We start from the raw sequence: 23422 nt of genomic DNA on the forward strand, positions 1-23422 counted from the left end.
ACCTGCTCAGTGCAGAAGTTCATTCTTTTCACATGAGAATATTCACTTTTTTCATATGAGATCATTCATCTCACTTATTCTTTATTGTATCGGCAGTAGCATTGTTACAGAAAAACCATTTGTACCATCTACAATAATCGTCCCGTTAATAGAAGCTGTCCGTTCTTCCATACCGATAATGCCGAGTCCTTTTTTCACTTGAGGTACACCCTTTCCATTGTCTTTCACTTGGACCTTCACAACAGTATTAAGTACATGAATATCGATTGAAATAGCTGTTGCCTCCGCATATTTCATAGTATTCGTTAATGCTTCTGTTACATTTTCTCCAATGATTTTCCATTGTATTGGAGAAATCACATCCAAATTTCCTTTGTATAGAAACGAAATTTTCATATCATGTGTTGCCGCAAATTCATCTATGAATAATTTCATACGATGAATACCAATTTGTTCAGTTGGTGGTTTCATATTCTTTAACGTTATTCTAATGCTTTCAATTCCATCTTTAGAAATATAAATGGCATTTTGAAGCAACTCTGCCGCTTTCTCTTTATCAATATCCATCAATCTTTTTGCTGCTTCCATTTGAATTAACGCACCTGTCATAGAATGACCAATTTTATCATGAATTTCTTGGGATAATCGATTTCGTTCTTCTAGTTTAAATGTGTATTCAGATTGTCTGATGTATGCTTTATTTTCATTCAAATTTTTTGTAAGCCTTTGCATATCTTTTCGCATCATGTCATTTTCTGCTTCATATTTGAATAACCTTTCCGTATATAGCTTGGCCATTGTGAAAATAACAAAACTAAATGCAGTGATTAAACCGTATGTCATACGTATATTTTCCTCCACAAACACAACTGGAAGAAGCATAATAAAAGGAATCATCCATCTTTTCTGTATGTAATAAGAAGTAAACTCATATAAATTCAATGGTAAAAATAAAAATAATAACGGATGAATCTGTTCGTGCGAAACAGCTATCATCACAATTGATACAAAAATAATCACTTTTTTCACTGCATCTTTTTTGAAAATATATATCGCAATATTGATACAAAAATAGAGAAGCAAAGCAAATACAATCCATGGTAAATTCGTCACATTCGAATAGACATAAATAAACACGATGTATAGGAAAACGATAAGCTTACTAATAATCATCCAAAATTCCATATTTCTAATCCACGGTTCCTTTTAAATAATAAATAGCAATTTGTGTACGATGCTCAAGTCCTGTTTTATTAAGAATTGACGTAATATAGTTCGCAATCGTCCCTTCTGATATAAAAAGCTGTTTTGAGATCTCTTTATTCGAAAATCCTTTCGCAATAAGAGCAATAATACTAAGCTCTCTTTCTGTGAAAAGACTCTTATCTATTTTCAGCCCTTCTTTACTTTCTTGTAAGTTTGATTTAATTTTATCGAGAACTACATCTTGCATTACAGTATGTCCGTGATAAACACTTTTTATCGCATCCCGAATTCGCTCTGGATCATTATTTTTTAATAAATAACCTTTTGCCCCATTTTTCACTGCATCTAAAATGTATTCATCATCATCAAATGTCGTTAAAATAAGCGACTTCGTTTTTGTCTCCTCACAAATTAACTTCGTTGCTTCTACACCATTCATATTTGGCATCCGCACATCTAAAAGCGCAATATCTACATCATGTTTTTTGCAATAATCTAGAGCCTCTTTTCCATCACTTACTGTTTCTAACACTTCAAATTCTTCATATGTACTTAAAATAATCTTCATGCCTTCTCTAATAAAAGAGTTATCATCAGCTATTAATATTTTTATTTTCATATTTGTTAGTACGGAAATTCTCCTACTAACATTCACATCCTTTCTCCATGTAACATTTCCCTATTGCTCATTATATACTTCTCTATACCATTTTTTCACACTTTTTTGATATAGCCTCTTCTCTGAAAATATATTATTCTTTTTTTACATCATGTGTAGGGGGACTTCTCATTTCTTACGTCTATATAATAGAATGCGTCAAAAAGGAGGGAGAGAACAATTGAGGAAAAACAATTAATTGAAAAAGCACAACAAGGAAGCGAGCATGCTTTTCGCATCCTTGTACAAACATATCGTCATTATATTTTCCAAGTTATTTTTGCTATTTTAAGACATCAAGAAGATGCCCAAGATGTCACACAAGAAGTGTTCGTAAAGATCCACGCTTCTCTTCCTAATTATCAATTTCGTGGATTCAAAACGTGGATTACACGAATTGCTACAAATCACGCTATTGATTATAAGAGAAAGAAAGCAAGGGAAAATGAAGAACTCTCCTTATCAAAAGAAACTCAGGAAGATATAAAATCCTCCCATAATATTGAGGCATTGTTATTGACGAAAGAGCAAAAATTGTTGATTGCTCAAAAACTAAGAGAACTTCCAAAGAATTATCGTGATGTCGTTCTCGCACATTACTTAGAAGAAAAAAGTTATCAAGAAATTGCTGCTCAACAAAATACTGAAATCAAAACGGTGGAAATGAAACTTTACAGAGCAAGAAAATGGATTAAAAAACATTGGAAGGAGGAAGATTTTTTATGACGCATTTTTCAAAAGAAGCTTGGTGCAATTATATTTTAGACCTTCTATCAAACAGTGAACGCGAATCTATGGAACAACACCTTTATGAATGTGATCATTGTTTAGCACTTTATATGGAAATCATTGATGAACAAAATGAAAACCTTCCAATGATAAATGATGATTCATTTACAAATGAAGTTATGGAGCAAATCAACTTTGAAGCCTTAGAGTCTGAAGAAAAAATGAGTAAGAAGCAACCAAGACAAATAAAAAGTACGCTCATTCACTACATAATTGCAACTGCAGCTACGTTAATTTTTATGGCAAGCGGTTTATTCCATTATATTTTCACGGTAACTGCTAGTTTTGAACAATCTTCCAAACAAAGTGGGGTTTCGATTTCAAAACAAATTGTAAACAAAACGATACACACAACAAAAACAAACGGAGGTTCAAAACATGAATAAAAATCCCTTTTTAGCGCTTGTTTTAGGGCTAATCCCTGGACTCGGACATTTATATTTACAACGGATTGGGCGTTTTATTATATATAGTGGTTGTTCATTATTACTATTCATTGCTGCGGTAGGATTTATTATTAACTTTGGGTATAGCGATTTCATTTTCCTTATCGTATTTTTATTAGCACTTGTATGGGGAATAAACCTACTAGACTTAATTATTTCTATAGTAAATCAGTCATGGAAAAAAGAGAAAGGCCGAACGCAAGAATCAGCATGTGAAAGTGAACGATTTTATATCATTCTCTTATCCATCGTACCTGGACTTGGGCACTTTCAATTAGGACTTATGCAGCGCGGACTTACATTTTTAGTTGCTTTCACAGGACTAGGTAGCATGATTATATTCGTTACACTATTAACATCTCGTGAAAGCTTTCTTATCTTTCTTGCTACGTTACCTGTTCTATGGATTTATAATTTCTTCGATGCCGTCCAGCAGCTGCAGAAAAAAGAACGTGGCGAAATATTAGTCGATCGTACTATTTTCGAAGAATTTGAAGAGCACCGAGAACAAGGAAAAAAAAGCAAAACATTTGCTTCTATTTTAGCTATGTTCCCTGGAGCAGGCCATATGTACTTAGGCTTACAGCGCCGCGGTCTTCAACTCATGGCAGCCTTTTTACTTGCTATTTATTTGCTCGACTTATTAAGATTATCAGCCTTCTTATTTTTAGTACCTATTATTTGGTTCTATAGCTTTTTTGATACATTACAGCAAACATCTAAATACGGAAAAGAAGACTTACAAGACACACCTATTATTGATTATTTTATTAATCATCAAAAATGGCTCGGCATCGGACTTATCGGGTTAGGAGGCTACTATTTATTAGATCAAACACTCCTTCCTATTTTAAACGATTATTTCGCTACTATATTTAACATTCATATTAGCGAATTGTATTATCGCTATTTTCAAACATCTATCGTTGCCCTCCTTTTAATTGGTGGTGGCTTTAAATTATTACTAGGAAATAAAGAAGAAAAAGGTGGTGCGAAAGAATGAGAACATGGCGTGTAGGAACGATATCTATGGGGATTTTAACTATTACATTAGGTTGTTTCTTATTATTTTCAACTATAAAAGGTATACAAGTATTCGATAACATTACAGCATGGTGGCCTGTTCTTTTCATTGTACTCGGCATCGAAATTTTACTATATGTTATATTCTCTAAAAAAGAGCAGCCTATCATTAAATATGATATTTTTAGTATTTTCTTTATCGGTATCTTAGGGACAATTGGTATCGCTTTCTATTTCTTATTATCCACTGGATTACTAGAAGAGATTCGTTATTCTATTCATACAACTGAACAAACGAATAACATCCCAGAAGTACAGTATGACATACCTGACTCTATTAAAAAAATTGTAGTTAATACGAGTAATGCTCCTCTTACAATAGAAGGAAGCAATAGCAATAAAGTTCATTTATTAGGAACATATGAAATGACTATGAAAGAAAATGAAAAAGACAAACTAAAGCAGGACGACTTTATTGCGATTCAAACAGTCGGCGAAACGATGTATGTGACATTAAAACCATTACCCGTTCACCATAAATTCTTCGCATCACAATCACGAATGACAGCAACACTTGTCCTCCCGCAAAATAAAAACGTGGAAATTCGTGGTTCTGAAAGAGAACTCTCTCTTTACCCAGGTCAATTACAAAATAATTGGTCTGTACAAGAAAGTTCAAGTGTATCTGTTCATCTTGTAAAAGATAGTGATATGACACTATCAGCTGTAACCAATCAAAAGGATTCTCATGGTAGTACACCTTGGGAACATGTAGAAGAACTAGCGAAAACAGAAAATAATACTTCAGAGGGGAATCCCGATTCAAATCAGAAAGAACAATGGTATAAAAACACCATAAAAACGGGAAATGGTACACACCAGCTAAACATTCAAAAAACTTATAATATAGACATAAGTGTTCTTGAAAAATAAGAAGCTAAAAAACCCTTCCACATTCAATATGTAATGACCCAGTAAAGTGAGACAAGGATAAAGCACCCCCACTGTCGTATGTAAATGCAAACGACAAATTGGAGGTGTTTTTTCTATATAACCGCTTTTAAACCTTCCAAAACTAATCCAATCATAAAGCCACAAACAGCGCCATTTACACGAATCCACTGCAAATCTTTTCCTACATTATTTTCAATCATTTCAATTAGTGTCTGATCATCTAGCTTATCCAAATTTTCTTGTACAAGTTTTCCAATTTTAGAATGATTGTTTTCAACAAAGGTTACAATTTGCTTTTGCAACCAGCCTTCCATTTTTTGAATCGTTACGGGATCTTCTTTTACTCTATTCATTTGCGCCCTTAAAAATGAAAGAAGATATGTATCGGTAAACTCTTCTTGTTTTATAAAAGCAACTGCTCTTTCCTGCGCTTGTCCCAACAATTCTGTTATTTTTTCAGTAGCATTCCAATTTGCAATCAAACTTTCTTTCCAATTCTCTAATTCCTGTAATACCGCTTGATTTTCCTGAACATGAATAAGTTCTTGACGAATTTTCATTACTATAAGTTGTCTTGTGCTATTATCAGGGTTTTGTAAACTACTAATATTACTAATCAAAAACTTCTGCAAAATGTTTCCGATTTTTTCTTCATCTACAATATTCATAAAAGATTTAAGCGTAAACTGTAAAAATCCCTCTACTTTTATATTTTCCATCGCTTTCATGCCTAAACTTCCGAGCTGATAACGCGCTTCATCTTGAGCCGTCCACTCTTTTGCTTTAACTAACATATAATCAAATGTTTTTTCATCGTACTCTTCTGCAACTAATTGATCAATAAGGATTTGCAGTATATTTCCTGTATGAATCGTATGCAAATACGTTTTTAATTCTTTTTCAATTACAGTAGCTAATTTTTCAGTATTAATTTGAAGAATCGCTTTTTCAGCAATTGTAACAATGCCTTTTTTCACGCTATCCGATTGCAACTCTCTTTCTGCAATCTGCAATACGATTTGAGCTAACTGCATCTCTTTTACTTTATCTGTTATACTTTCTTTCGTCAGCCAATCATTTTCCAGTGTGGAAACGAGCCCTTTCGTAATTCGTTTCCGATTTTTTGGTAGTAGCGCCGTATGCGGAATTGGGATTCCCATCGGGTGGCGAAACAGCGCCGTAACTGCAAACCAATCGGCAAGTCCGCCTACTAAACCAGCTTCAAATCCGCCTTGTATAATCCCCCCTGCTATCGTTCCTTGGAACGGGATTGTTGCGGCAAAACCAACTCCCATTATTCCAAGTGAAATTCCAGCTAAATATTTTGACTGTAATGACATTGTATTTCCACATCCTCTTATTATGTATAAGTAAACCTTTCAATTTGTAAATTCATTGAATGATTTAGACTTTTATGTATAGAATCTCAATTTTTTCATCTAAAGCATATATATACTATAATAAACCAAATTAAAAATAACAAAGAAATTCAGAACAAAAATGAGAGGCTTATATGCCTCTCTCGTTTTACAATTTTATAATATTGTTAAAAATTCAGCAATCGGTCCGAGTACAAGTACTGGTAAAAATGTTAAAGCACCTATTATAAATATCGTACCAAGTAAGATTCCTCCAAACAAGCGATTGTCAGTTTGGAACGTGCCAATCGTTTCAGGTACAATTTTTTTCTTTTTCAACCCAACTGCAACAGCAAGCATCGTAATGATACTAAAATAACGACCAACATACATAACGATTCCTGTTGAAATATTCCAAAATGGTGTATTATCATTTAACCCTTCAAATCCAGATCCGTTATTTACAGCAGACGATGTATATTCATATATGACTTGCGTTAGACCGTGAAAACCGGCATTCGAAATTGCATCTGTTCCGAAATGTGTTGAAAAGGCAATTGCTGCAGCGCCAAGAATAAATAATGGCTGAGATACAATTGTAATGGCGATTAATTTCATTTCTTTACCTTCTAATTTTTTATTAAGAAACTCCGGCGAACGGCCTACCATTAATCCTGCCAAAAATACTGCAATCATTGCATACATGATTACGTTCATGAATCCGACTCCAATCCCGCCAAATACAGTTCCTAGAAGCATATTTACGAGCGGGACCATTCCTCCAATTGGTGTTAACGTATCATGTGTTGTATTCACGCCCCCTGTCCCCGAAGCGCTTGTAACAGTTGCATATAAAGCGGAAGATATAACGCCAAGACGCATTTCTTTCCCTTCCATATTTCCTTGCGAACGATCTACACCAATTTGATTTAACAGTGGATTTCCTTTCCATTCAGATATGGCAAGTGTCGAAAATCCAACGATAAACAAAATGAGCATCGATACAAAAAACATTCTTCCTTGTTTACGATTTCCAACCATTCTTCCGTATACAAACGGAAATGCCATTGGAATTAACATTTGTAGCATCATTTGCAGCACATTACTAATCATATTTGGATTTTCAAAAGGATGTGCTGAAACTGTTCCAAAAAAACCGCCGCCATTATCTCCAAGTTCTTTAATAGCTAGTAAAGACGCTACTGGCCCGCGAGGAATTACCTGCTCCGCCCCTTCTAACGTTTTTGCGATAATTGTAGAATCTAACGTCTGCGGTGTTCCTAGTGCTAGAAAAATGAGTGAAGCTACAAATGAAATTGGTAACAATACCCTTACAATAGATTGAACAAAATCAACAAAGAAGTTCCCTACTTTTTTACCTGCTAACACACGAATAAACGTAATCCCAATCGCTATTGAAGTTGCAGGTGCTGCAAACATCATAAACGTTACTCCAGCCATTTGAGAGAAATACGATAAATTGCTTTCGCCCCCATAATGTTGTAGATTCGCATTTGTCATAAACGTAATGGCTGTATGAAACGCTAACGTCGGCTCCATTCCTGGAAAATGATTTGGATTTAACGGTAACATCCCCTGTAATCGAAATATAGAGTACACAACAAGTATAAAAAATAGATTTGTGATGATTAAACAAAACAAATAGCGCTTCCAGCCTTGACTATAGCCCTTAATGCCCGCAATTTTAAACAAAATTTTTTCTAGTGGACCAAATACCTTTTGAAATGGTCCCTTTTGCTGAAAAACATTATATATATAATCTCCCATTGGTTTTGCGACAACTACAAATAGACAAATTGTAATTAGACTTGTAAGCCAGCTCACTCTTTTCCTCTCCTCTGTTATCTCTACATTTTTTCTCCATTACATATAGAAATAAGTTATAATGTATTTTTTTACCATAAGAAGAATAAAAGAAAACACTAGGCTGCACCTAGTGTTTTTTACACACAAGTCCCCCCTCTCAAAACGCTGACGAGGTTAGCTGTCGGATTCGGACCTTGAGAGTAGCCCTACCTAAAAAGGATTCACCCCGAGTGACAAAGCACAAAATTGGTTCCCCCGCTCCTAAGTGGATTAAGCGATATTCGGCTGTAAAATTTTTCATTTGTCTGTTAATATACTCTTCTAAACTCTTATTGTAAAGAGAGAAAATATAAAAAAAGAAAACCTCCCTAAATGAAAGGTTTCCTTCTACACATTAATAACAATAAACCGCCACTACAAAAATAAGTGCGATATACAAACAAAGCGGACTGTATAACCACGAATCATACATCGAAAATTTTGTCCCCTTTACTTTCTTAAAAAAACCAACATATTTCATATCACCAATTGCACGTAAAAAGAAAATTCCCGCTAAAGCGATACATCCCCATTTTGTATAACGACTTGGATTCCAGAAAGACAAATATTCACTTTGTGCTAATAGAATCATAGCAAAACATAGAATGGCAAGCGCCACTGCAAAAGTCCCTATTTTCCGCGGAACAAAAGCATATTCGCCACTGTCTTTTTTCATCGGAAGAACAACCTTGCTCCCCCAAGATCCACCACATCCCCAATACATATGAATGAGACTGATGAACACAAGTATGCTTGCACCTACAATGATGAAAAATGCTGCCATTGTATCTTCCTCCTACTTGTACATATGAAAAATCAAATTTTCTCCTTCATAGTTTCGCTTACTTTTAGTAACTTCCTTTCATGTATAACCTATACAAGGTAATCATCCATATATATCCATTTTATTTTTTGACCTATAAGTCACAACTATATAAAATACAATATGACATGACCGCTACTTACATTCTCATTTTGTTTTAAACCTTGCATGTGGTAGAAAAAGGCCCTGACCGTTTTTATGCGCGGCCAGATGCTCTCGTCATTCTAAAAAAAAGGGGCTTTTATGTCGTTTTTTTAACTTTTATATATAATGAAAAACTTTTCCTCATAGCTTACGAATAGGACTAATAAGTGCAATAATAACTTCAATTATCTTTGCAACTGACGCCAATGCAAATACTGCAACTGGATTATAACCAGAAATGATCCCACCTACTAAAGCTCCTAATGGCATAGCTAGACGAGTAAGTACTCGTGAGAAGCCAAGAACCCTTCCTTGTATATCAGCGGGCACTGTTTCTTGCCGGATTGATGCTACGATCGTGTTCCAAGCTATATTACAAATCATTGCAACACCAAAGGCAATACCGGGTGCTAGCCAATATTCACTCCAGATTGCATAGGTTAAGCCAATCGCACCTATGCCCAGAAGAACAGGGATAAGAATCCCACGTCGAAAGTACCTTTCGAGCGGAACTGCAATAATGCTCCCTAAAAGTCCCCCAACTCCAATTAAAGTGTAGTTAAGACCGCTTTGCTCAGCAGATAAGTGTAATGTTGAAAGCAAATAATACATGAACACGCCCAGTACGCTACTTGCCCCAAAGTTGCCAACCATAGCTTGGAGAGATAAAGCAAGGTTAAGCCGGTTATTCGTCAGCCATTTCAGTCCCTCTTTCAGATCTCTCGCTATGCCTTGCATTACATTACCTTCTCTAACGACGGCCTTATTTCCCCCTAATTCAGGTAAGAGGAATACTGCGATTAAAGTAGCGGCAAAGGAGAAGACATTTAACCAAAGCGCGTTAAATCCTCCTATTATGGCAATTGTCATTCCTGCCAATGTTGGTCCTGCTAAACTAGCAATCTGATTAATCATTTGATATGCCGAATTCGCTTTTGTTAACTTTTGACCCGCAATATACGGAATTGCTGTAACAGTAGCTACATCAAATAACATAGATAAGACAGCTAACATAAAAGAAATAACGTATAGATGCCAAATCTGGAGTACCTCTAGAAAATTTAAAATAGGAACTAGTCCGACCAAGACCATACATCCTAAATCAGCTGTCCACATCAACTTCCTTCGATTCCAGCGATCTACCATTACGCCAACTATTGGTCCGAATAAAACAATAGGTAAGACACTAGTAGCAAAAAGTGAACTCATAACTACTACGGAACCAGTTAACTCATAAGCAATCCAAGGAAGAGCAAAAGTATAAAGGGCGTCACCGAGTCTGGAAATTAGTAAACTAGAAACAAAAAACATATAGGAATTAGATAAATATGTAATTTTATTCAACTCTTTTTTACTAGTTTCATTCGGAGTCATCGATGAGTTGAACTTTGTCTCCTTTTTCAAGGACAATTCTAGACCCTCCTTTCAGTAAATAAAGTGAAACTTTAATCAGTGGGGGTTTTCTTCATCCCCCACTGATTATTAGTTGAACCAATCGGGCTTTTACGGGCAGTTTATCTCCCGCCTAACTTCTTTGCTTTTGCTGAATTTTGAGGCGGGAGTATTACTGCCCGTTAATGCGGGATAGATGTTTTAAATATCATTATTTAAACAAGAACCGCGAGATATTTCTGAATTTTACAAACTCTATTTTTAGTTTAACATAATTCTGAATGAAGCCCCTCACTTCAAATATATAAAGAGAGTAGCCGAACGGTATGTGGCAAAGGAATTTTAGAATATAAAATTACTATTTTCCGTGCAAAAAAAGGAGTCCTTCCCTAAATCAACGAATTTGTTGCTTGCAACCTAAAACAAAAAATGACTGAAGGTGACTGGATGGTAATTTATATCGCGCTGTTACGAGGCATTAACGTAAGTGGACATAACAAAATTAAGATGGCTGAATTGAGACGTACCTTGGAAACGATGGGCCTTAGCCAGGTGCAAACGTATATTCAAACCGGCAATGTCCTTTTCAAATCGGAGGAGAGCCCAGCGCCGCTTCGCCTTCGAATCGAGGATGCGATCAGAATAAATTTTGGCATTTCAATCACCGTTATTTTAAGAACAGCCGAGGAACTAGAGCGGATCATCGCAAATTGCCCATATGTAGATGTCTCTTTAGCAAAAGGCGCAAGTATTCATGTTTCAATATTGACAGAAGCACCTCCGCAGAAGATAGTCGATCGATTGGCAAACAGTGAACGTAATAACGATGAATACCATATAGACGGACGTGTAATTTACTTCTTGTTTCGTCAAAGCATCTTGGATTCCAAGTTGGCAAAAAATATGCAAAGTCTTGGCAATACAGCAACAACGCGTAACTGGAATACAATCAACAAAGTAGCGGCGTTAGTAAAAGCAATGCAAGTTTGACGTGAATAAACATGTTCGATTTTCGTAGTCAAAGCCCTATAGGTAATCTATAGGGTCTACATTATTTTTGACATATAATACTCATCATTGAATTCATCATTAATGATAAGGGAATGACGTTTTATTCCTTCAATTTCAAACCCTGACTTTTTATACAAGGCTATTCCCGCTTCATTATGTACCATTACTGTCAATTCTAATCTATGAATACGATTATCTTTTGCCCATTCTTCTAAAGCTTTAAAAAGATGTGTACCAACCCCTTGACCATGATAAGAAGCTAAAATCCCCGTGACAACATAAGCACTATGCCTGCATCTATTGAAGTTTTCTCTATAGGCACCAACATATCCAACTAAAACATCATTTTTTTCAGCAACCAAAATAGTTGAACTTTTATTCTCTAAAATGTCTTGAATTTGCTTTTCTTGTTCGTCTATGGTGATATTTCGTTCATTTGGCTCTAACATCATGAATTCAGTCTCTTCATCTAATCGCTTACAAAGTAAAAGAAAATTTTCTGCATCTGCTATTTTAATGCTTCGAATTTGTATATTTTCCATTTTTTAAGCAACCTTCTCTCCCCTATTTTTCTGGATCAATGATTCAATTAAAATCAACTTTTTCATAAAGTGAAACTATAATCAGCCCTCACCAATCGGGCTTTTACGGGCAGTTTATCTCCCACCTAACTTCTTAAGAAAGGCCGGAAGCGGCTCGCTCAGAATCGCAGGACGCCCACGCACAGGGCGGAGAGGCGCTTTCTGCCTCGTCCGAGGGGGCGAAACGACCGGAGATTCTAGCCGCTAGAGCTGGACAACAAAGAAATGTGGAAGTGGCTCGCCCAGAATGTGAGGGGGATGGAGCTTCTGACGTAGAGGTGTTTTTTACCTCGTAGGAAGAAGCGAAGCCACCGAACATTCTATCCACTGGAACTGGACAATGCTTTCGCCGAATTTTGAGGTGGGAGTATTACTGCCCACGAATAGCGGGATAAATATCAATATAGGTAAAATCGAGTGTTCTTTATCAAAAAACTACATATAAAATTTGGATTACTATTATTCAAGAATACGGAACTCAATGCATTTAATAAACTTATTAGTCTGAAAAGTCTGTCACAAAATATTCAAATATTAATTCTTGTTAATTAAATATAGGTTCGTTTATTATAATAGTTGAGACTCCACCAAATAATGGAAAACGATAGTAAGAATCTGGTATACAGAGCGCATTTTTTCAACATATAAGTCACTGCTATGCAGAACACAACATGTCCTGTACTCGCTTGCTCCCTTTGTTTTAAACCTCGCATTTGGCAGAAAAAGGCCTTAAACGCTTCTATGCACGGCCAGATGCCCTCGTCCTCTCTTAAAAAAAGGGGTTTTTATGTCGATTTTTTAATTTGTATTTATATAGATTGGTAAAAAGTAGTTTACTATGATACTTGTTTTTCAAACCTGATTATAAAGAGCAATTCAATGATACCATTCGGAATATGAATAAACACTACAAAATAGCATTTCTCACATATGCCAGTATATATTTTTGTTCAGTCATTACTGCCATATGGTTCATTATTCGATCCATCTTTTATTTATTAACATCTATAGAATCTTTTACTTGGGGAAATGCAAAAGGTTTGTTCATTGTAATCATTATAGTTTTAATTAGGACCATAATTGTCTTCGCACTAAAATTCAAAAAGTCTGGAGGAACAAAGCATGACAACAAAACACCCTATTCTTCAAGTACAGGGAATAAAAAAAAATTATGAAACAGAAGCAGGAATCATCCATATTTTAAAAGGAATTGATACACAATTTTACCGAGGAGAAGTGGTTAGTATTATAGGTCCTAGTGGGAGTGGAAAATCTACATTACTCGGAATATTAGGATCATTAGACACCCCAAGCGAAGGACGCATTATGATTGAACAACAGGATATTACATCCCTATCTGAAGAAAATTTAGCGGATTTTCGTGCAAAAAAAATTGGGTTTGTTTTTCAATCGTATAATTTAGTGACAACGATGACAGCCGAGGAAAATGTCATGATGGCACTTATGTGCGCTGGGATGAAGAGTCGAAAAGAAATGATACAAAAGGCAAGAGAGATGCTCGATCTTGTTGGGATGAAAGAGCGTTATCATCATTTACCAAACCAGCTATCAGGAGGGCAGCAGCAACGCGTTGCAATTGCCCGTGCATTAGTAAACAACCCCGCTATTGTTATTGCAGATGAACCTACTGGTAATTTAGATACGAAAACGGGACAAACTATTTTGGATTTAATCTTTCAACTACGTGATCAACTTAACATGACTTTTATTATCGCTACACATGATTCTTATGTGGCAAAGCTTTCAGATCGTATTTTACAAATGGAAGATGGATTGTTAATGCAAGAAAACGTGAGTAATCATACAACTCCAAAAGAGGGTGGAACAACGTCATGTTACTAAAATCGGCATTACGTAGTTTAGTACGAAATCGTTTGAGAACCCTCTTTACTATGTTCAGTATTGTAATTGGGGTAGCTAGCTTTTTCTCAATGTCACTGTTAGTCGAATTAGTTCCTCGTTCTATTCACGAATCCTCTAAAATTCTTTTAGGAGGAGACGTAGCGATTCAATCTTATTTAAACCCTGTTAACCGTGATACATTAATCTCTTCTGTTCCTAAAGAAGAACAAAAAGCACTTACAACTTCTTTATTAGGTCAGAGTATGGTAAAGTCTGATAAAAAAACAACAAGCTTAATAATAAAGGGTATAGAACCAAAGCAATATCCGCTGTATGGAGATAAACAGTTTCCGAATGTTCGTAATTTACAAGAGAATGAAGTGCTTTTATCCAAAAGTACTGCGGATCGTTTACAAGTGAAAGTCGGAGATAATGTGGAGATTCCGAATCGTTCTACTGGAGCGCTGTCTTCTTATAAAATTCGCGGACTCGTCGAAGGTATTCAAGAATCTTACGGTGATGCTTCTATCTTTGGAACAGTTTATCTACATTTAAATCAAGCACAACAACTTTTAAATGTACCAGCAAATACAATTAATGAAGCTTTAATTGTATTGCATGATAAAGTGAACGTTTCTACTTTTAAAAGTAAAGTGCAAGAACAATTCCCACAAAGCAGTGTAATCGACATTCGTGATAAAGAATTAGAAAAACAAAAAGATTTGCATATGTTACTGCCATTTCTTCAACTATTTAGCATATTAGCTCTTGGAATCGCGGCAATCACAACTTCAAATACAATGAAAGTAATCATTGCCACGCGCACACATGATATCGCTGTTATGAAATCAGTAGGAATGAAAACGCGATCTATCGTCCGATATTTTTTGCTAGAAGCATTCTGGTTAGCAATCCTCGGAACAACTGGTGGGATTGTAATTGGATTATTAGTGAGTAGTTGGCTCACCTCATATTTATCAAGTGTACTTTCCTTACCTCTTACGTGGGGAATGTCATGGTCTGTTGTTGGTACTACAATCATCGTTGGATTTGTCGTAACCTTTTTAGCATCATGGATACCAGTAAAAAGTGGAATGCGTGTGTCACCTCTGCAAATGTTACGGGATACAGAGAATACGAATGTAAATTATTCATTACCTTTTAGAAAAAAACTTCAACTTTTTATTTTAGTTTGTAGTATTCTTTCTATTTATGTTTACAAAGTAGCATTTACAACCGGTGCAAATGGTAGTTTTATATTTAAATGGATTCTTGCTTTCCTACTTACAACAGGAGTCATGTTACTCATTTTTGCTTTCGTTCGTTCGATTGGATTTATATACGCTTTATTATTCCGAATGATTGGGGCTATGAAAAATAGGATGCCACAAGGTCTTTTTCTTGCTTTACACAATATAGCTGCTACGAATAAGCGAAATGGATTATTAGCAGTTACCTTAACGATAGGTGTCGTTTCTGTTGTTTCTAGCCATGTATTTGCTGATAACTTAATTGAATCTGTTCAAGGACAATTAGAAAAAGAAGCAATGGGAAATCTTCTAATTACAAGTTCAGTGAACGATGAAGAAAAAGTGGAAAAACAGCTTAAATCGATGAAGGAAATAAAAGCATGGAAAAAGGGCTATCAACTAGATGGAAGACTCCAAAATATTAATGGAGAAGAAGCGACATCTAAATTCACGCAAAAAGTAAAAGAAGATAAATTTTTTAGTTCAACTAAAATTTCAGTAGAAGGTATAGATACTTCTCTTACCTCCAAAGCATATACCATATCTGAAGGACGTGATTTAACTCCAGCAGATGCAAATGAAAAAAAAGCAATCCTGTTGGATAGTTATAAAAAGTTAGGGGTAAAAACAGGTGATAAAGTTGATATTCAAATAGGAAATGAATTGGTGAATTGTGAAATTGTAGGGTTCTTTCAATCAGGTATTGTAAAAACAGTAGGTATTCGTATTCCAACAAAAACATTAACTACATACGGAAAGCCAAACCGCATTACCTATTCAATAGATAGCGATCCGAAGCAAACGAATGTCATTCTAACAGATTTAAACAACAAACTTCCAAATTCAGCAATGGCTTACTCCATTTCCGCTACAGCGATCGATAGTCTACAATATATTATTCGTATGCAAAGTGCTTTCTTTTCTATCGTAGCCTTATTTGCATTCTTAACTGCGGTTCTGACAATTGGCAATCAAGTGGTCATTCGCTTACTTCAACAAACACGAGATGTTGCCATTATAAAGACGGTTGGTATGTCTTCGGGCAATTTAATGAAATCCATTTTATTAGAAAACACAGTCATTTCCTTATCAGCCGGATTCGTTGGGGCTGGAATTGCTTTAGCTTTTTCAGGGGTTGTTTTACGATTCTTATTCCAAATGCCAATGAAAATTGATATAACTTGGTCTATTTTGGGCATCTTGTTATCTGTTATCACAACAGCGATTGTTGTGTGGATCGCAGCAAAACAATCCTTATCAGCTAAACCAATTCAGCTATTACAAAGTAAATAAAAATTTATAAAGCCTTATCTAACGAAGAAAAAACATAGTTTGACCAATTCGATCAAGCTACGTTTTTTCTTCTTTTTATGTTTCTTACATTAAAAAAACAAAAAAACAATATATTTAGTAACATCTATTAAATTGATATGTAGGACATCCTCTTATATTCGTTTTTATTCGAAACACGCCACCAGCACTTGCATCTGTACTATGCATTTTGGCTGTCGTAATGTATAGCTCGTTTAAGTCCCTTCCGCCAAATGTGCAAGAGGTTACATTTAAAACAGGGATAGAAATACTTAGCAGTTGTTCCCCATTCATCGGATTCCACCTCGACACTTTTGAACCGCCCCAGTGAGCAATCCACAACATTCCTTCTTCATCAATTGTCATGCCATCAGGAAGTCCTTCTTCTTTTTGTATGACAACAACATCTTGCGGATTTTCAATATAGCCTGTGCAAATATCATAATCAAAACGAACTACTTTTCTTGTCGGTGTATCTATGAAATACATATACTTATGGTTTGGTGACCACGCCAATCCATTAGAAGTACTTACATGTTCTACTTTCTTTTTTACAGTCAAATCGGTATCTAAACAATAAAGAGCTCCCTTTCCATCAATCCCAACAGCGTCTGTAGTACCCGCCCAAAAACGACCCGCTGGATCACATTTTCCATCATTAAAACGATTTTCTTGCAAATGACTTTCAGGGTCACAAATAGCCCTCAGTTCTTCTGTATCCGGATTTAAGAAATAAAAGCCATTCTCTAAAGTAAGAATCATTTCACCAGATTCACTAGGAACCACTGATCCTACCATCTGTCCAAGAAAGATTGCCTTACCTTCATTTGTAATTGGATTATAGATATGAACCTTCTTCTCCAATATATCGACCCAATACAATAACTGCTTTTTACTATCCCAGCAAGGCCCTTCTCCAAGAGTAGCCTTCGCATCAATGACTAGTTCTAATTCACCTAACACATTACCCCTCCTTTTTTAGTAATATTTTGTCTTTTTATAATGACATGTACTTGTTTTAATGAAGAGTTAAACAAATTGTATTTTTCATTTCAGGGTAGGTCCATTTTTAATGCGTAAAACGGATCAGTTTTCATTATAAATCTATACGATTATTAGTCAAAATATCCCTCTTATGCTTTAGATACAGTCCCAATATCAGAGAGAATCATTTCGACAGTTTCGTCTACTGACATGGTTTCGGAAATAATTTTCTCATTTGGCAAATCTAAAAAATCGTTATCAGTATACCAAGCTGTTAGTTCAGATTCACCAAAATCAGCTGCGTTAGGCTTGGTTTTATGTCGCGCTATTGTTTCTTTGAGGGAAATGTCATAGTAATAGACGTAACTTTCTTCAAATGTCTCAATTAGTTCCATAAGCATAGTTTTGTACTTACGAGTGCTTAGAATGCCTTCTACAATTACATAGTTCATTTTACCGTTACCGTACAGTGCGATTTGTTTGATGAGTTCAACAGACAAGTTTCCGATATTATCTTTTACACGAAGCATATCTCTACGAACCACATCTTGTGGAACCAATAGCGTTCCTTCTAGAAGTAGCTGTAGTTGCCCTGCTACCGTGCTTTTTCCTGACCCTGAGTTTCCACGAATAATGACTAAAGTAGTTTTCATGCGCCCTTTCCTTTCAAAGAATATTCTGTTTTTTATAATAACATGAAGTAGCCTTATGTATGAATTAGTAGCCCATATTCTTATATAAATTCATTGTAGCTACTCAGCCATACATTTCATTGAGAAGTTTTCAGCATATAAATTGCTGCCATGAAGACACAAATGGCTATGCATCTTGCTGCCTTTCTTTGTTTTCATACTTTGCACGTGGCAGAAATAGGCACTGACCGCTCCAAAACATGGCCAGTCCCTCTCGACCATTTAAAAAAAGTGCTTTTCTTCCTTTTTTATAGAGTGACTGAGTAGTTACTATAAAACGATAAAAATCCCCTTCAAAGCTGAAGGAGATCCCTTATCCACATAATTAATTCTAGCTGATAAGACGCGTAATTCTCTTCTTCTTCCACGACAACCTGTAATATCCGTATTGCAGAAGCAAACTCACAATAAACGCAGCTGGATATCCTACCCATATTCCTTTTATTCCAAGGCTCGTATGATACGATAGGAAATAGGCTACTGGAACTTCTACAAGCCAAATCGCTATAACCGCAAAAATAGTCGGCCACAATACAGTTCCGCTCGCTCTCATTGTCGCCCCAATAATTTGCGCATGACCGAAAATTAAGTAACTCCATAACGTAATCATAATGAGGCTATGCGCAATATCAATCGTATTCTGACTCGTTAAAAAGAGTGCTAAAATTTGTTTTGAAAACAAATAAATAAAAGAGATTAATATTCCACCAATTACATAGTTCATAACAAGTCCCGCTTGGATTACTTTTTGCAGACGATCAAATTGATTCGCTCCAATGGACTGCGCTGCAAATATGGAAACGGTAATCCCAAGGCTCACTGCTGGCATCTGTACATAACTTGCCACTTGATTCACTACTCCATACGCTGCCGTTGCATCTGATCCAAAGCGATTTACAAACGAAATAACGGCAATCTCCGATAATGAAACGAGTATCATATTAATACTTGCTGGAATCCCAAGACGTAATAATAGTTTTAACAACTCCCCATCCATGCGAAGATACTTTCGAACTGTTGCATCAAATTGCAATGGATGTTTCGTTTTTCTTAAATAAACTAACAGAATAATAAATGTAACAATTGTTGATATAACAGAAGCATACGCTGCGCCGTATACACCAAGTTTCGGTAAGCCGAACCAACCAAAAATAAGAATAGGTAATAATGCCATATTTAGTCCTGTACTTACAATTAAAAAATAAAACGGTGTTTTTGAGTCCCCTGCTCCGCGCATAAATGTTGTATATGCAAAATACAAAAATAGCACTGGCATGGAAATAAATAAAATTCGTGCATAATGAACACTTATATCAATGATATTTTCTGGCGTACCAACGAGTCGCATAATATCCATCGCGAACATACTACCCACTACCGCTAAGACAGCTCCAAGTACAAACGTAAATGTCAACGTTGTACCGACAATTGCCTTTAAGCGGTCTTCATTACGAGCCCCAAAAGCCTGACCAATTAAAATCGAGCTACCAGAACCAATCCCAATTACAAATGAAATGAGTAGAAAAAATAACGGAAAGAAAGCCGAAATAGCAGCTAATTCAATCATACCAAGCCAACGCCCTACCACTACCATACCAAACAACTGTCCAAGTGACTGCAATACATTACTTAACAGTAAAGGAATAAGAAACATAGCCATAGAACGCCATATTGGTTTACTTTCTGTTCCTTCTTCAGTTATTTTCAAGTTTCATAACCCCTTTTATCGAGAGATTTCGCGGTTATATCCTCGCTCTCCATATGGCTGCAATTTCTCTAACCACTTCTCTTCTAGTTTCTTTAATTCTTCTTTTTCATTAAAATATCCCGTTTCTTTCTTTTTCAACACTTCTAATATTTCAAATTCAAAAGCATCTGTCCCGTATTCCTTCCAATCATCTTGCAATGCCTTATTCGTATGAGAACCCATATTAAGTAAAAGACGCCTTCCACTCATCGTTTTGAAATTTCTTGTACTCTCTACATACACTTTTTCGTTCTTTGTATTTCGAATGCAATAAATACCCCCTTCAATTTCGGTTTCTTTATACAGTTGTTTTAATTCTTTTTTTCTATCCAATTTCCTTTCTCCTTTCATTTTATCTATATATATCTTTTCGCCATCTAAGTCACTGCTATGGCTAATTCAACATGAAAGCTACTTGCTTGCTCCTTTTGTTTTAAACCTGACATGTGGTAGAAAAAAGCCCTGACCGCTTCTATGCATGGCCAGATGCTCTCGTCCGTCTAAAAAGAAAGAGGGTTTTTATATCGATTTTTTAACGTATTTCCGAAAGAAGTCCCCATATTCAAGCGCGTGACGGGTAAGAGCCCAGTGGTAAGGTGGGGATGAATTTCGGTTAGGCATAGCCTAACTGATTTGTAAGAGCTTCCAATTGTTCGTATGGTGTATACGTTCTATATCCAATATCTTCACTTGTTTATAAGATTTGGTAGAATTTCGTATATATTGTCCATGTATATCTTGTACGTATACCATTTTGCCTGTAAATCCTGTCACAAATCCTATTTGACCAAATACTTTCACTTTATCCCCCAAATAGATTCCATCTATATGTGGTGTATTTTTATTATTCCGTTTTGCACTTGTATTCTTTGTTTTTCTTCCTTTTCTTGCGCTTGCTTCATGTAGGTAACGTTTTTTCTTTCTAAATTGCTTGATGCGAAATTCACCACTTTGATCATATTCTTGCAAATGTTTGGGACCTGTAATCGCAATTGCGTCATTTATATGTGTTTTGGGTAAACCTAATTCTTTTCGCTTCAGTGTCGTGTAACTGCCATACGTAATCTCACAATCTAAACGATTCATAATTTGTAACCGCAATATATTCATAAAGGCTGTTTCTTTATATTGTTTTGGCTTCTTAAAAACATGTTTGATTTTTCCTTGATGAAATTTTTGATGACACTCTTCGTGTACAGTTACGAGGTTATCCGCCATATCCGAACCACCATTACATCGTTCGATGATATGATGCGTATGCAAAATGCCTCCTTGTTTCTTACAAATTTGGCAGGTGTAATCGTCTCTCGCAAATACATAATACCTCGTATTCCAAAATCCAAAGGCATCTCCTTGTTGATATTCGGTTCCTTGTATGTCAGGATTTTTTAGCCTTTGCGCATCAAATTTCCCTACTTCAACAATCACTTTTGGTGAAGGTAAGAGTGACTTAAACATTTCAATCCAATGAATTTGGTTATCCACTTTGCTTTGAATCGACGGAGGTAACCATCCTTTTTTCTTTTTCCGATTGAGAAAACGTGCTTTGCGATACCTTGCTTTTCGCTGCCTTCTACCCCTGCGTAATGCAGCTCTCAGTATAAGGTTATCTTTGACGTCTTGACGCAACTGGGTGGTTCCTTTTGCTAGAACTTTGTCTTCTGTAGTAATTGCAATGCCGATATGCTTTGCACCACTATCAACACCAATTGTAACGGGTTGCACCGCTTCACCTGTGGCATATTGCAATTGAATTGTAAACGGAGTGTATCCAATAATCTTTGCTTTTCCTCGTTTGAGAAGAAGCCGTGCTTTACGAGGACTACAGGGCATCAGCGGTTCTCCCCTTAAATTTTTGACAAATACACGCATGTTTTGTCCCTCCTAAGAGTTTGTTTCCCTTCGCCAATGTTTGTAGGTGCCCTCAACTTCTTATAAAAGAAGGCTTGTGGTTGACTGTTCCTTCCCAATCAGAACTGTTACAGAGCCACCATAGAGCCAAAAACTAGGGAATCATTCTTGGGTATGCAACCTACGAACGGAGTCTCTCAAAGACTAAGGCTAGACAACCAGGGCTTTTTTCAAGCCCCCACTTCAAAACGTGTTAGCGTTTAAGTGGTGGGTAGTTGACTTTGTAATTATCTGCATTGTTCTCTATAACTTTACCCAGTACTGACTTCCATCTAATGTTCTGTCAAGGAAACCATATTCAATTAAATATCTTCTTAACGTGACATAATCAGGATATACATGTTCTAAAATCTCATTAACTTCTTTTTCTGTATACTTTTGATTTCTATCAAACTTTTTCACTAAATGTTTCAAAATAATGAGCTTTCGCTTTTGTTTCTTCGGAAAATTAGAAAGCGGTCCGTCTAATCCTTCTGTAAAATGCAATTTTAATACTTCTTCATTCTCCCCCTCTGTGATGTTATACCGCTGATCAACCATCGTAGCTGTATGATGAATCGGGAGAAATTTAAGTTGAGTCGTCGCTTTTTCTTCTGACAACTCCATAAGCGCTAGAAACACTTTAGCTTGTTTCATCTTCTCTCTTAATGTAAAACGATGATTCCGAATTGTTGAAGTGCTTCCACCATCCATTTCCTTCACAATTTCTTTATCGTTTAAACCCATATGGAAGAACTGGACCATCTTCTTCTGCAAATCTGTTAAACCTGTTAACTTCTTATCTAACCCTAATAAATAGTCAAACATAGAAGTATGTTCATTTGCGATATGAAGCTGTGTAAACTTCTCCGCTTCATAAAAAATATTCTGTTCTTGATAAATAATACCTTTCACAAATTTTTCTCCGCAAGCTAAACAAACGTATTCTTCAGTGTCCTTCTCAAAAACATATCCTTTTTTCAATTCCTCAATCGTAGCATCCCAAAACCATTCTGAAATATCATTCATACTAAACAATCCCCTAAAAAGTTTATTTTAAAAACAAACAAATTATGATTTAGTTTATTTTTATTTATAATATCATAATAAAAATAAACATTTCAACATATTGTTTATCTATTTCCAAACAAAAATAAATAATGTTTATTTTTACGGATTACGAAGGGGATTTCACATCTCTCTAATAAAACAAGATTTCTATTAACTAGGAATTACTACACCTCAGTAACGAGATAAACAAATTCAATTTATGTTTACATAGGTATACAAAAAACAATAAGAAAAAGGACTAGCCACCATACTCATAGCCATCAAGTTTAAAAAAATGAGTCCGATGCCAAAAGGCATCGGACTCATTTTTTTACGATAGGGAGTAGAAGAACATCATTTTGGGCATACTCAAATAAGACTCCC

The 23422-nt window shown here is 35.7% G+C and carries 20 protein-coding genes and 1 riboswitch; of the genes, 7 read left to right on the top strand and 13 right to left on the bottom strand.

The genetic code is table 11. The features are described 5' to 3' along the window. Positions 1 to 81 precede the first annotated feature (81 nt). Both MR076_RS20700 and MR076_RS20705 read right to left on the bottom strand, forming a co-directional pair. Positions 82 to 1185, bottom strand: coding sequence for a sensor histidine kinase (locus MR076_RS20700; protein WP_242223801.1), 1104 nt, complete (start codon positions 1183 to 1185; stop codon positions 82 to 84). Between the two features lie 4 nt (positions 1186 to 1189). Further along, positions 1190 to 1825, bottom strand: coding sequence for a response regulator transcription factor (locus MR076_RS20705; RefSeq protein ID WP_242223820.1), 636 nt, complete (start codon positions 1823 to 1825; stop codon positions 1190 to 1192). Positions 1826 to 2101: 276 nt separating this feature from the next. On the opposite strand from MR076_RS20705, the gene MR076_RS20710 reads away from it, so the two are divergent. The 4 genes from MR076_RS20710 to MR076_RS20725 are packed head-to-tail and all read left to right on the top strand — an operon-like array spanning position 2102 to position 5055. Continuing rightward, complete coding sequence (locus tag MR076_RS20710; RefSeq protein ID WP_313897357.1) at positions 2102 to 2590, top strand: RNA polymerase sigma factor; 489 nt, start codon at positions 2102 to 2104, stop codon at positions 2588 to 2590. After that, on the top strand, positions 2587 to 3039 hold the full coding sequence (locus MR076_RS20715; RefSeq protein WP_242223802.1) for an anti-sigma factor: 453 nt from the start codon (positions 2587 to 2589) through the stop codon (positions 3037 to 3039). The genes MR076_RS20710 and MR076_RS20715 overlap by 4 nt, the downstream gene beginning before the upstream one ends. Beyond that, a complete protein-coding gene (locus tag MR076_RS20720; protein ID WP_242223803.1) occupies positions 3032 to 4102 on the top strand; it encodes a hypothetical protein in 1071 nt (356 codons plus the stop codon). The genes MR076_RS20715 and MR076_RS20720 overlap by 8 nt, the downstream gene beginning before the upstream one ends. Then, positions 4099 to 5055, top strand: coding sequence for a LiaF transmembrane domain-containing protein (locus MR076_RS20725; RefSeq protein WP_242223804.1), 957 nt, complete (start codon positions 4099 to 4101; stop codon positions 5053 to 5055). Before MR076_RS20720 ends, MR076_RS20725 begins: the two co-directional genes overlap by 4 nt. A 113-nt stretch (positions 5056 to 5168) precedes the next feature. Here the strand turns inward: MR076_RS20725 and MR076_RS20730 are convergent, their stop codons facing one another. The 4 genes from MR076_RS20730 to MR076_RS20745 all read right to left on the bottom strand — a co-directional run bounded on the left by MR076_RS20730 (position 5169) and on the right by MR076_RS20745 (position 10578). Beyond that, positions 5169 to 6416, bottom strand: coding sequence for a DUF445 domain-containing protein (locus tag MR076_RS20730; protein WP_242223805.1), 1248 nt, complete (start codon positions 6414 to 6416; stop codon positions 5169 to 5171). Between the two features lie 195 nt (positions 6417 to 6611). Then, positions 6612 to 8279 (bottom strand): potassium-transporting ATPase subunit KdpA, encoded by a 1668-nt coding sequence (gene kdpA / locus MR076_RS20735; RefSeq protein WP_242223806.1) that lies wholly within the window; start codon positions 8277 to 8279, stop codon positions 6612 to 6614. A gap of 129 nt (positions 8280 to 8408) precedes the next feature. Then, a riboswitch (cyclic di-AMP (ydaO/yuaA leader) is annotated at positions 8409 to 8548 on the bottom strand. 107 nt (positions 8549 to 8655) lie between these two features. Beyond that, positions 8656 to 9084 carry a DUF3995 domain-containing protein gene (locus tag MR076_RS20740; protein WP_242223807.1) on the bottom strand — a complete coding sequence of 143 codons (429 nt, stop codon included), beginning with the start codon at positions 9082 to 9084 and terminating at the stop codon, positions 8656 to 8658. Between the two features lie 324 nt (positions 9085 to 9408). Next, complete coding sequence (locus tag MR076_RS20745) at positions 9409 to 10578, bottom strand: MFS transporter (RefSeq protein WP_242223823.1); 1170 nt, start codon at positions 10576 to 10578, stop codon at positions 9409 to 9411. A gap of 528 nt (positions 10579 to 11106) precedes the next feature. Here MR076_RS20745 and MR076_RS20750 point away from each other — a divergent pair. Beyond that, on the top strand, positions 11107 to 11649 hold the full coding sequence (locus MR076_RS20750; protein ID WP_242223808.1) for a DUF1697 domain-containing protein: 543 nt from the start codon (positions 11107 to 11109) through the stop codon (positions 11647 to 11649). A 56-nt stretch (positions 11650 to 11705) separates the two neighbouring features. Here the strand turns inward: MR076_RS20750 and MR076_RS20755 are convergent, their stop codons facing one another. Further along, entirely contained in the window at positions 11706 to 12212 is a 507-nt protein-coding gene (locus tag MR076_RS20755) for a GNAT family N-acetyltransferase (protein ID WP_277928564.1), read from the bottom strand. Positions 12213 to 13373: 1161 nt separating this feature from the next. Here MR076_RS20755 and MR076_RS20760 point away from each other — a divergent pair. Beyond that, positions 13374 to 14114 (top strand): ABC transporter ATP-binding protein, encoded by a 741-nt coding sequence (locus MR076_RS20760; protein WP_242223809.1) that lies wholly within the window; start codon positions 13374 to 13376, stop codon positions 14112 to 14114. Beyond that, a complete protein-coding gene (locus tag MR076_RS20765; RefSeq protein ID WP_242223810.1) occupies positions 14105 to 16657 on the top strand; it encodes an ABC transporter permease in 2553 nt (850 codons plus the stop codon). The genes MR076_RS20760 and MR076_RS20765 overlap by 10 nt, the downstream gene beginning before the upstream one ends. Positions 16658 to 16771: 114 nt before the next feature. Here the strand turns inward: MR076_RS20765 and MR076_RS20770 are convergent, their stop codons facing one another. The 6 genes from MR076_RS20770 to MR076_RS20795 all read right to left on the bottom strand — a co-directional run bounded on the left by MR076_RS20770 (position 16772) and on the right by MR076_RS20795 (position 23017). Then, positions 16772 to 17638: an SMP-30/gluconolactonase/LRE family protein gene (locus MR076_RS20770; protein WP_242223811.1), complete on the bottom strand. Its 867-nt coding sequence runs from the start codon at positions 17636 to 17638 to the stop codon at positions 16772 to 16774. A gap of 170 nt (positions 17639 to 17808) precedes the next feature. After that, positions 17809 to 18312 (bottom strand): P-loop NTPase family protein, encoded by a 504-nt coding sequence (locus MR076_RS20775; protein ID WP_242223812.1) that lies wholly within the window; start codon positions 18310 to 18312, stop codon positions 17809 to 17811. 370 nt (positions 18313 to 18682) lie between these two features. After that, entirely contained in the window at positions 18683 to 20011 is a 1329-nt protein-coding gene (locus tag MR076_RS20780) for an MATE family efflux transporter (protein ID WP_242223834.1), read from the bottom strand. A gap of 63 nt (positions 20012 to 20074) precedes the next feature. Further along, positions 20075 to 20431, bottom strand: coding sequence for a GIY-YIG nuclease family protein (locus MR076_RS20785; protein ID WP_242223813.1), 357 nt, complete (start codon positions 20429 to 20431; stop codon positions 20075 to 20077). 291 nt (positions 20432 to 20722) lie between these two features. After that, positions 20723 to 21970, bottom strand: coding sequence for an RNA-guided endonuclease IscB (iscB, locus tag MR076_RS20790; RefSeq protein WP_242223814.1), 1248 nt, complete (start codon positions 21968 to 21970; stop codon positions 20723 to 20725). A gap of 282 nt (positions 21971 to 22252) precedes the next feature. Next, positions 22253 to 23017, bottom strand: a complete 765-nt coding sequence (locus MR076_RS20795) for a DUF2087 domain-containing protein (protein ID WP_242223816.1) — start codon at positions 23015 to 23017, stop codon at positions 22253 to 22255. Positions 23018 to 23422: the final 405 nt, after the last annotated feature.

Source organism: Bacillus cereus group sp. BfR-BA-01380, assembly GCF_022663535.1.
In the GTDB taxonomy this organism is placed as follows: domain Bacteria; phylum Bacillota; class Bacilli; order Bacillales; family Bacillaceae_G; genus Bacillus_A; species Bacillus_A cereus_BB.

Coding starts and splice junctions, on each gene's coding strand:
- MR076_RS20745 (WP_242223823.1), bottom strand. CDS start 10,578: ATGTTTTTTGTTTCTAGTTTACTAATTTCCAGACTCGGTGACGCCCTT.
- MR076_RS20740 (WP_242223807.1), bottom strand. CDS start 9,084: ATGGCAGCATTTTTCATCATTGTAGGTGCAAGCATACTTGTGTTCATC.
- MR076_RS20700 (WP_242223801.1), bottom strand. CDS start 1,185: ATGGAATTTTGGATGATTATTAGTAAGCTTATCGTTTTCCTATACATC.
- MR076_RS20780 (WP_242223834.1), bottom strand. CDS start 20,011: ATGGCTATGTTTCTTATTCCTTTACTGTTAAGTAATGTATTGCAGTCA.
- MR076_RS20725 (WP_242223804.1), top strand. CDS start 4,099: ATGAGAACATGGCGTGTAGGAACGATATCTATGGGGATTTTAACTATT.
- MR076_RS20755 (WP_277928564.1), bottom strand. CDS start 12,212: ATGGAAAATATACAAATTCGAAGCATTAAAATAGCAGATGCAGAAAAT.
- MR076_RS20775 (WP_242223812.1), bottom strand. CDS start 18,312: ATGAAAACTACTTTAGTCATTATTCGTGGAAACTCAGGGTCAGGAAAA.
- MR076_RS20705 (WP_242223820.1), bottom strand. CDS start 1,825: ATGAAAATAAAAATATTAATAGCTGATGATAACTCTTTTATTAGAGAA.
- MR076_RS20715 (WP_242223802.1), top strand. CDS start 2,587: ATGACGCATTTTTCAAAAGAAGCTTGGTGCAATTATATTTTAGACCTT.
- MR076_RS20730 (WP_242223805.1), bottom strand. CDS start 6,416: ATGTCATTACAGTCAAAATATTTAGCTGGAATTTCACTTGGAATAATG.
- MR076_RS20765 (WP_242223810.1), top strand. CDS start 14,105: ATGTTACTAAAATCGGCATTACGTAGTTTAGTACGAAATCGTTTGAGA.
- MR076_RS20760 (WP_242223809.1), top strand. CDS start 13,374: ATGACAACAAAACACCCTATTCTTCAAGTACAGGGAATAAAAAAAAAT.
- MR076_RS20720 (WP_242223803.1), top strand. CDS start 3,032: ATGAATAAAAATCCCTTTTTAGCGCTTGTTTTAGGGCTAATCCCTGGA.
- MR076_RS20750 (WP_242223808.1), top strand. CDS start 11,107: ATGGTAATTTATATCGCGCTGTTACGAGGCATTAACGTAAGTGGACAT.
- iscB (WP_242223814.1), bottom strand. CDS start 21,970: ATGCGTGTATTTGTCAAAAATTTAAGGGGAGAACCGCTGATGCCCTGT.
- MR076_RS20795 (WP_242223816.1), bottom strand. CDS start 23,017: ATGAATGATATTTCAGAATGGTTTTGGGATGCTACGATTGAGGAATTG.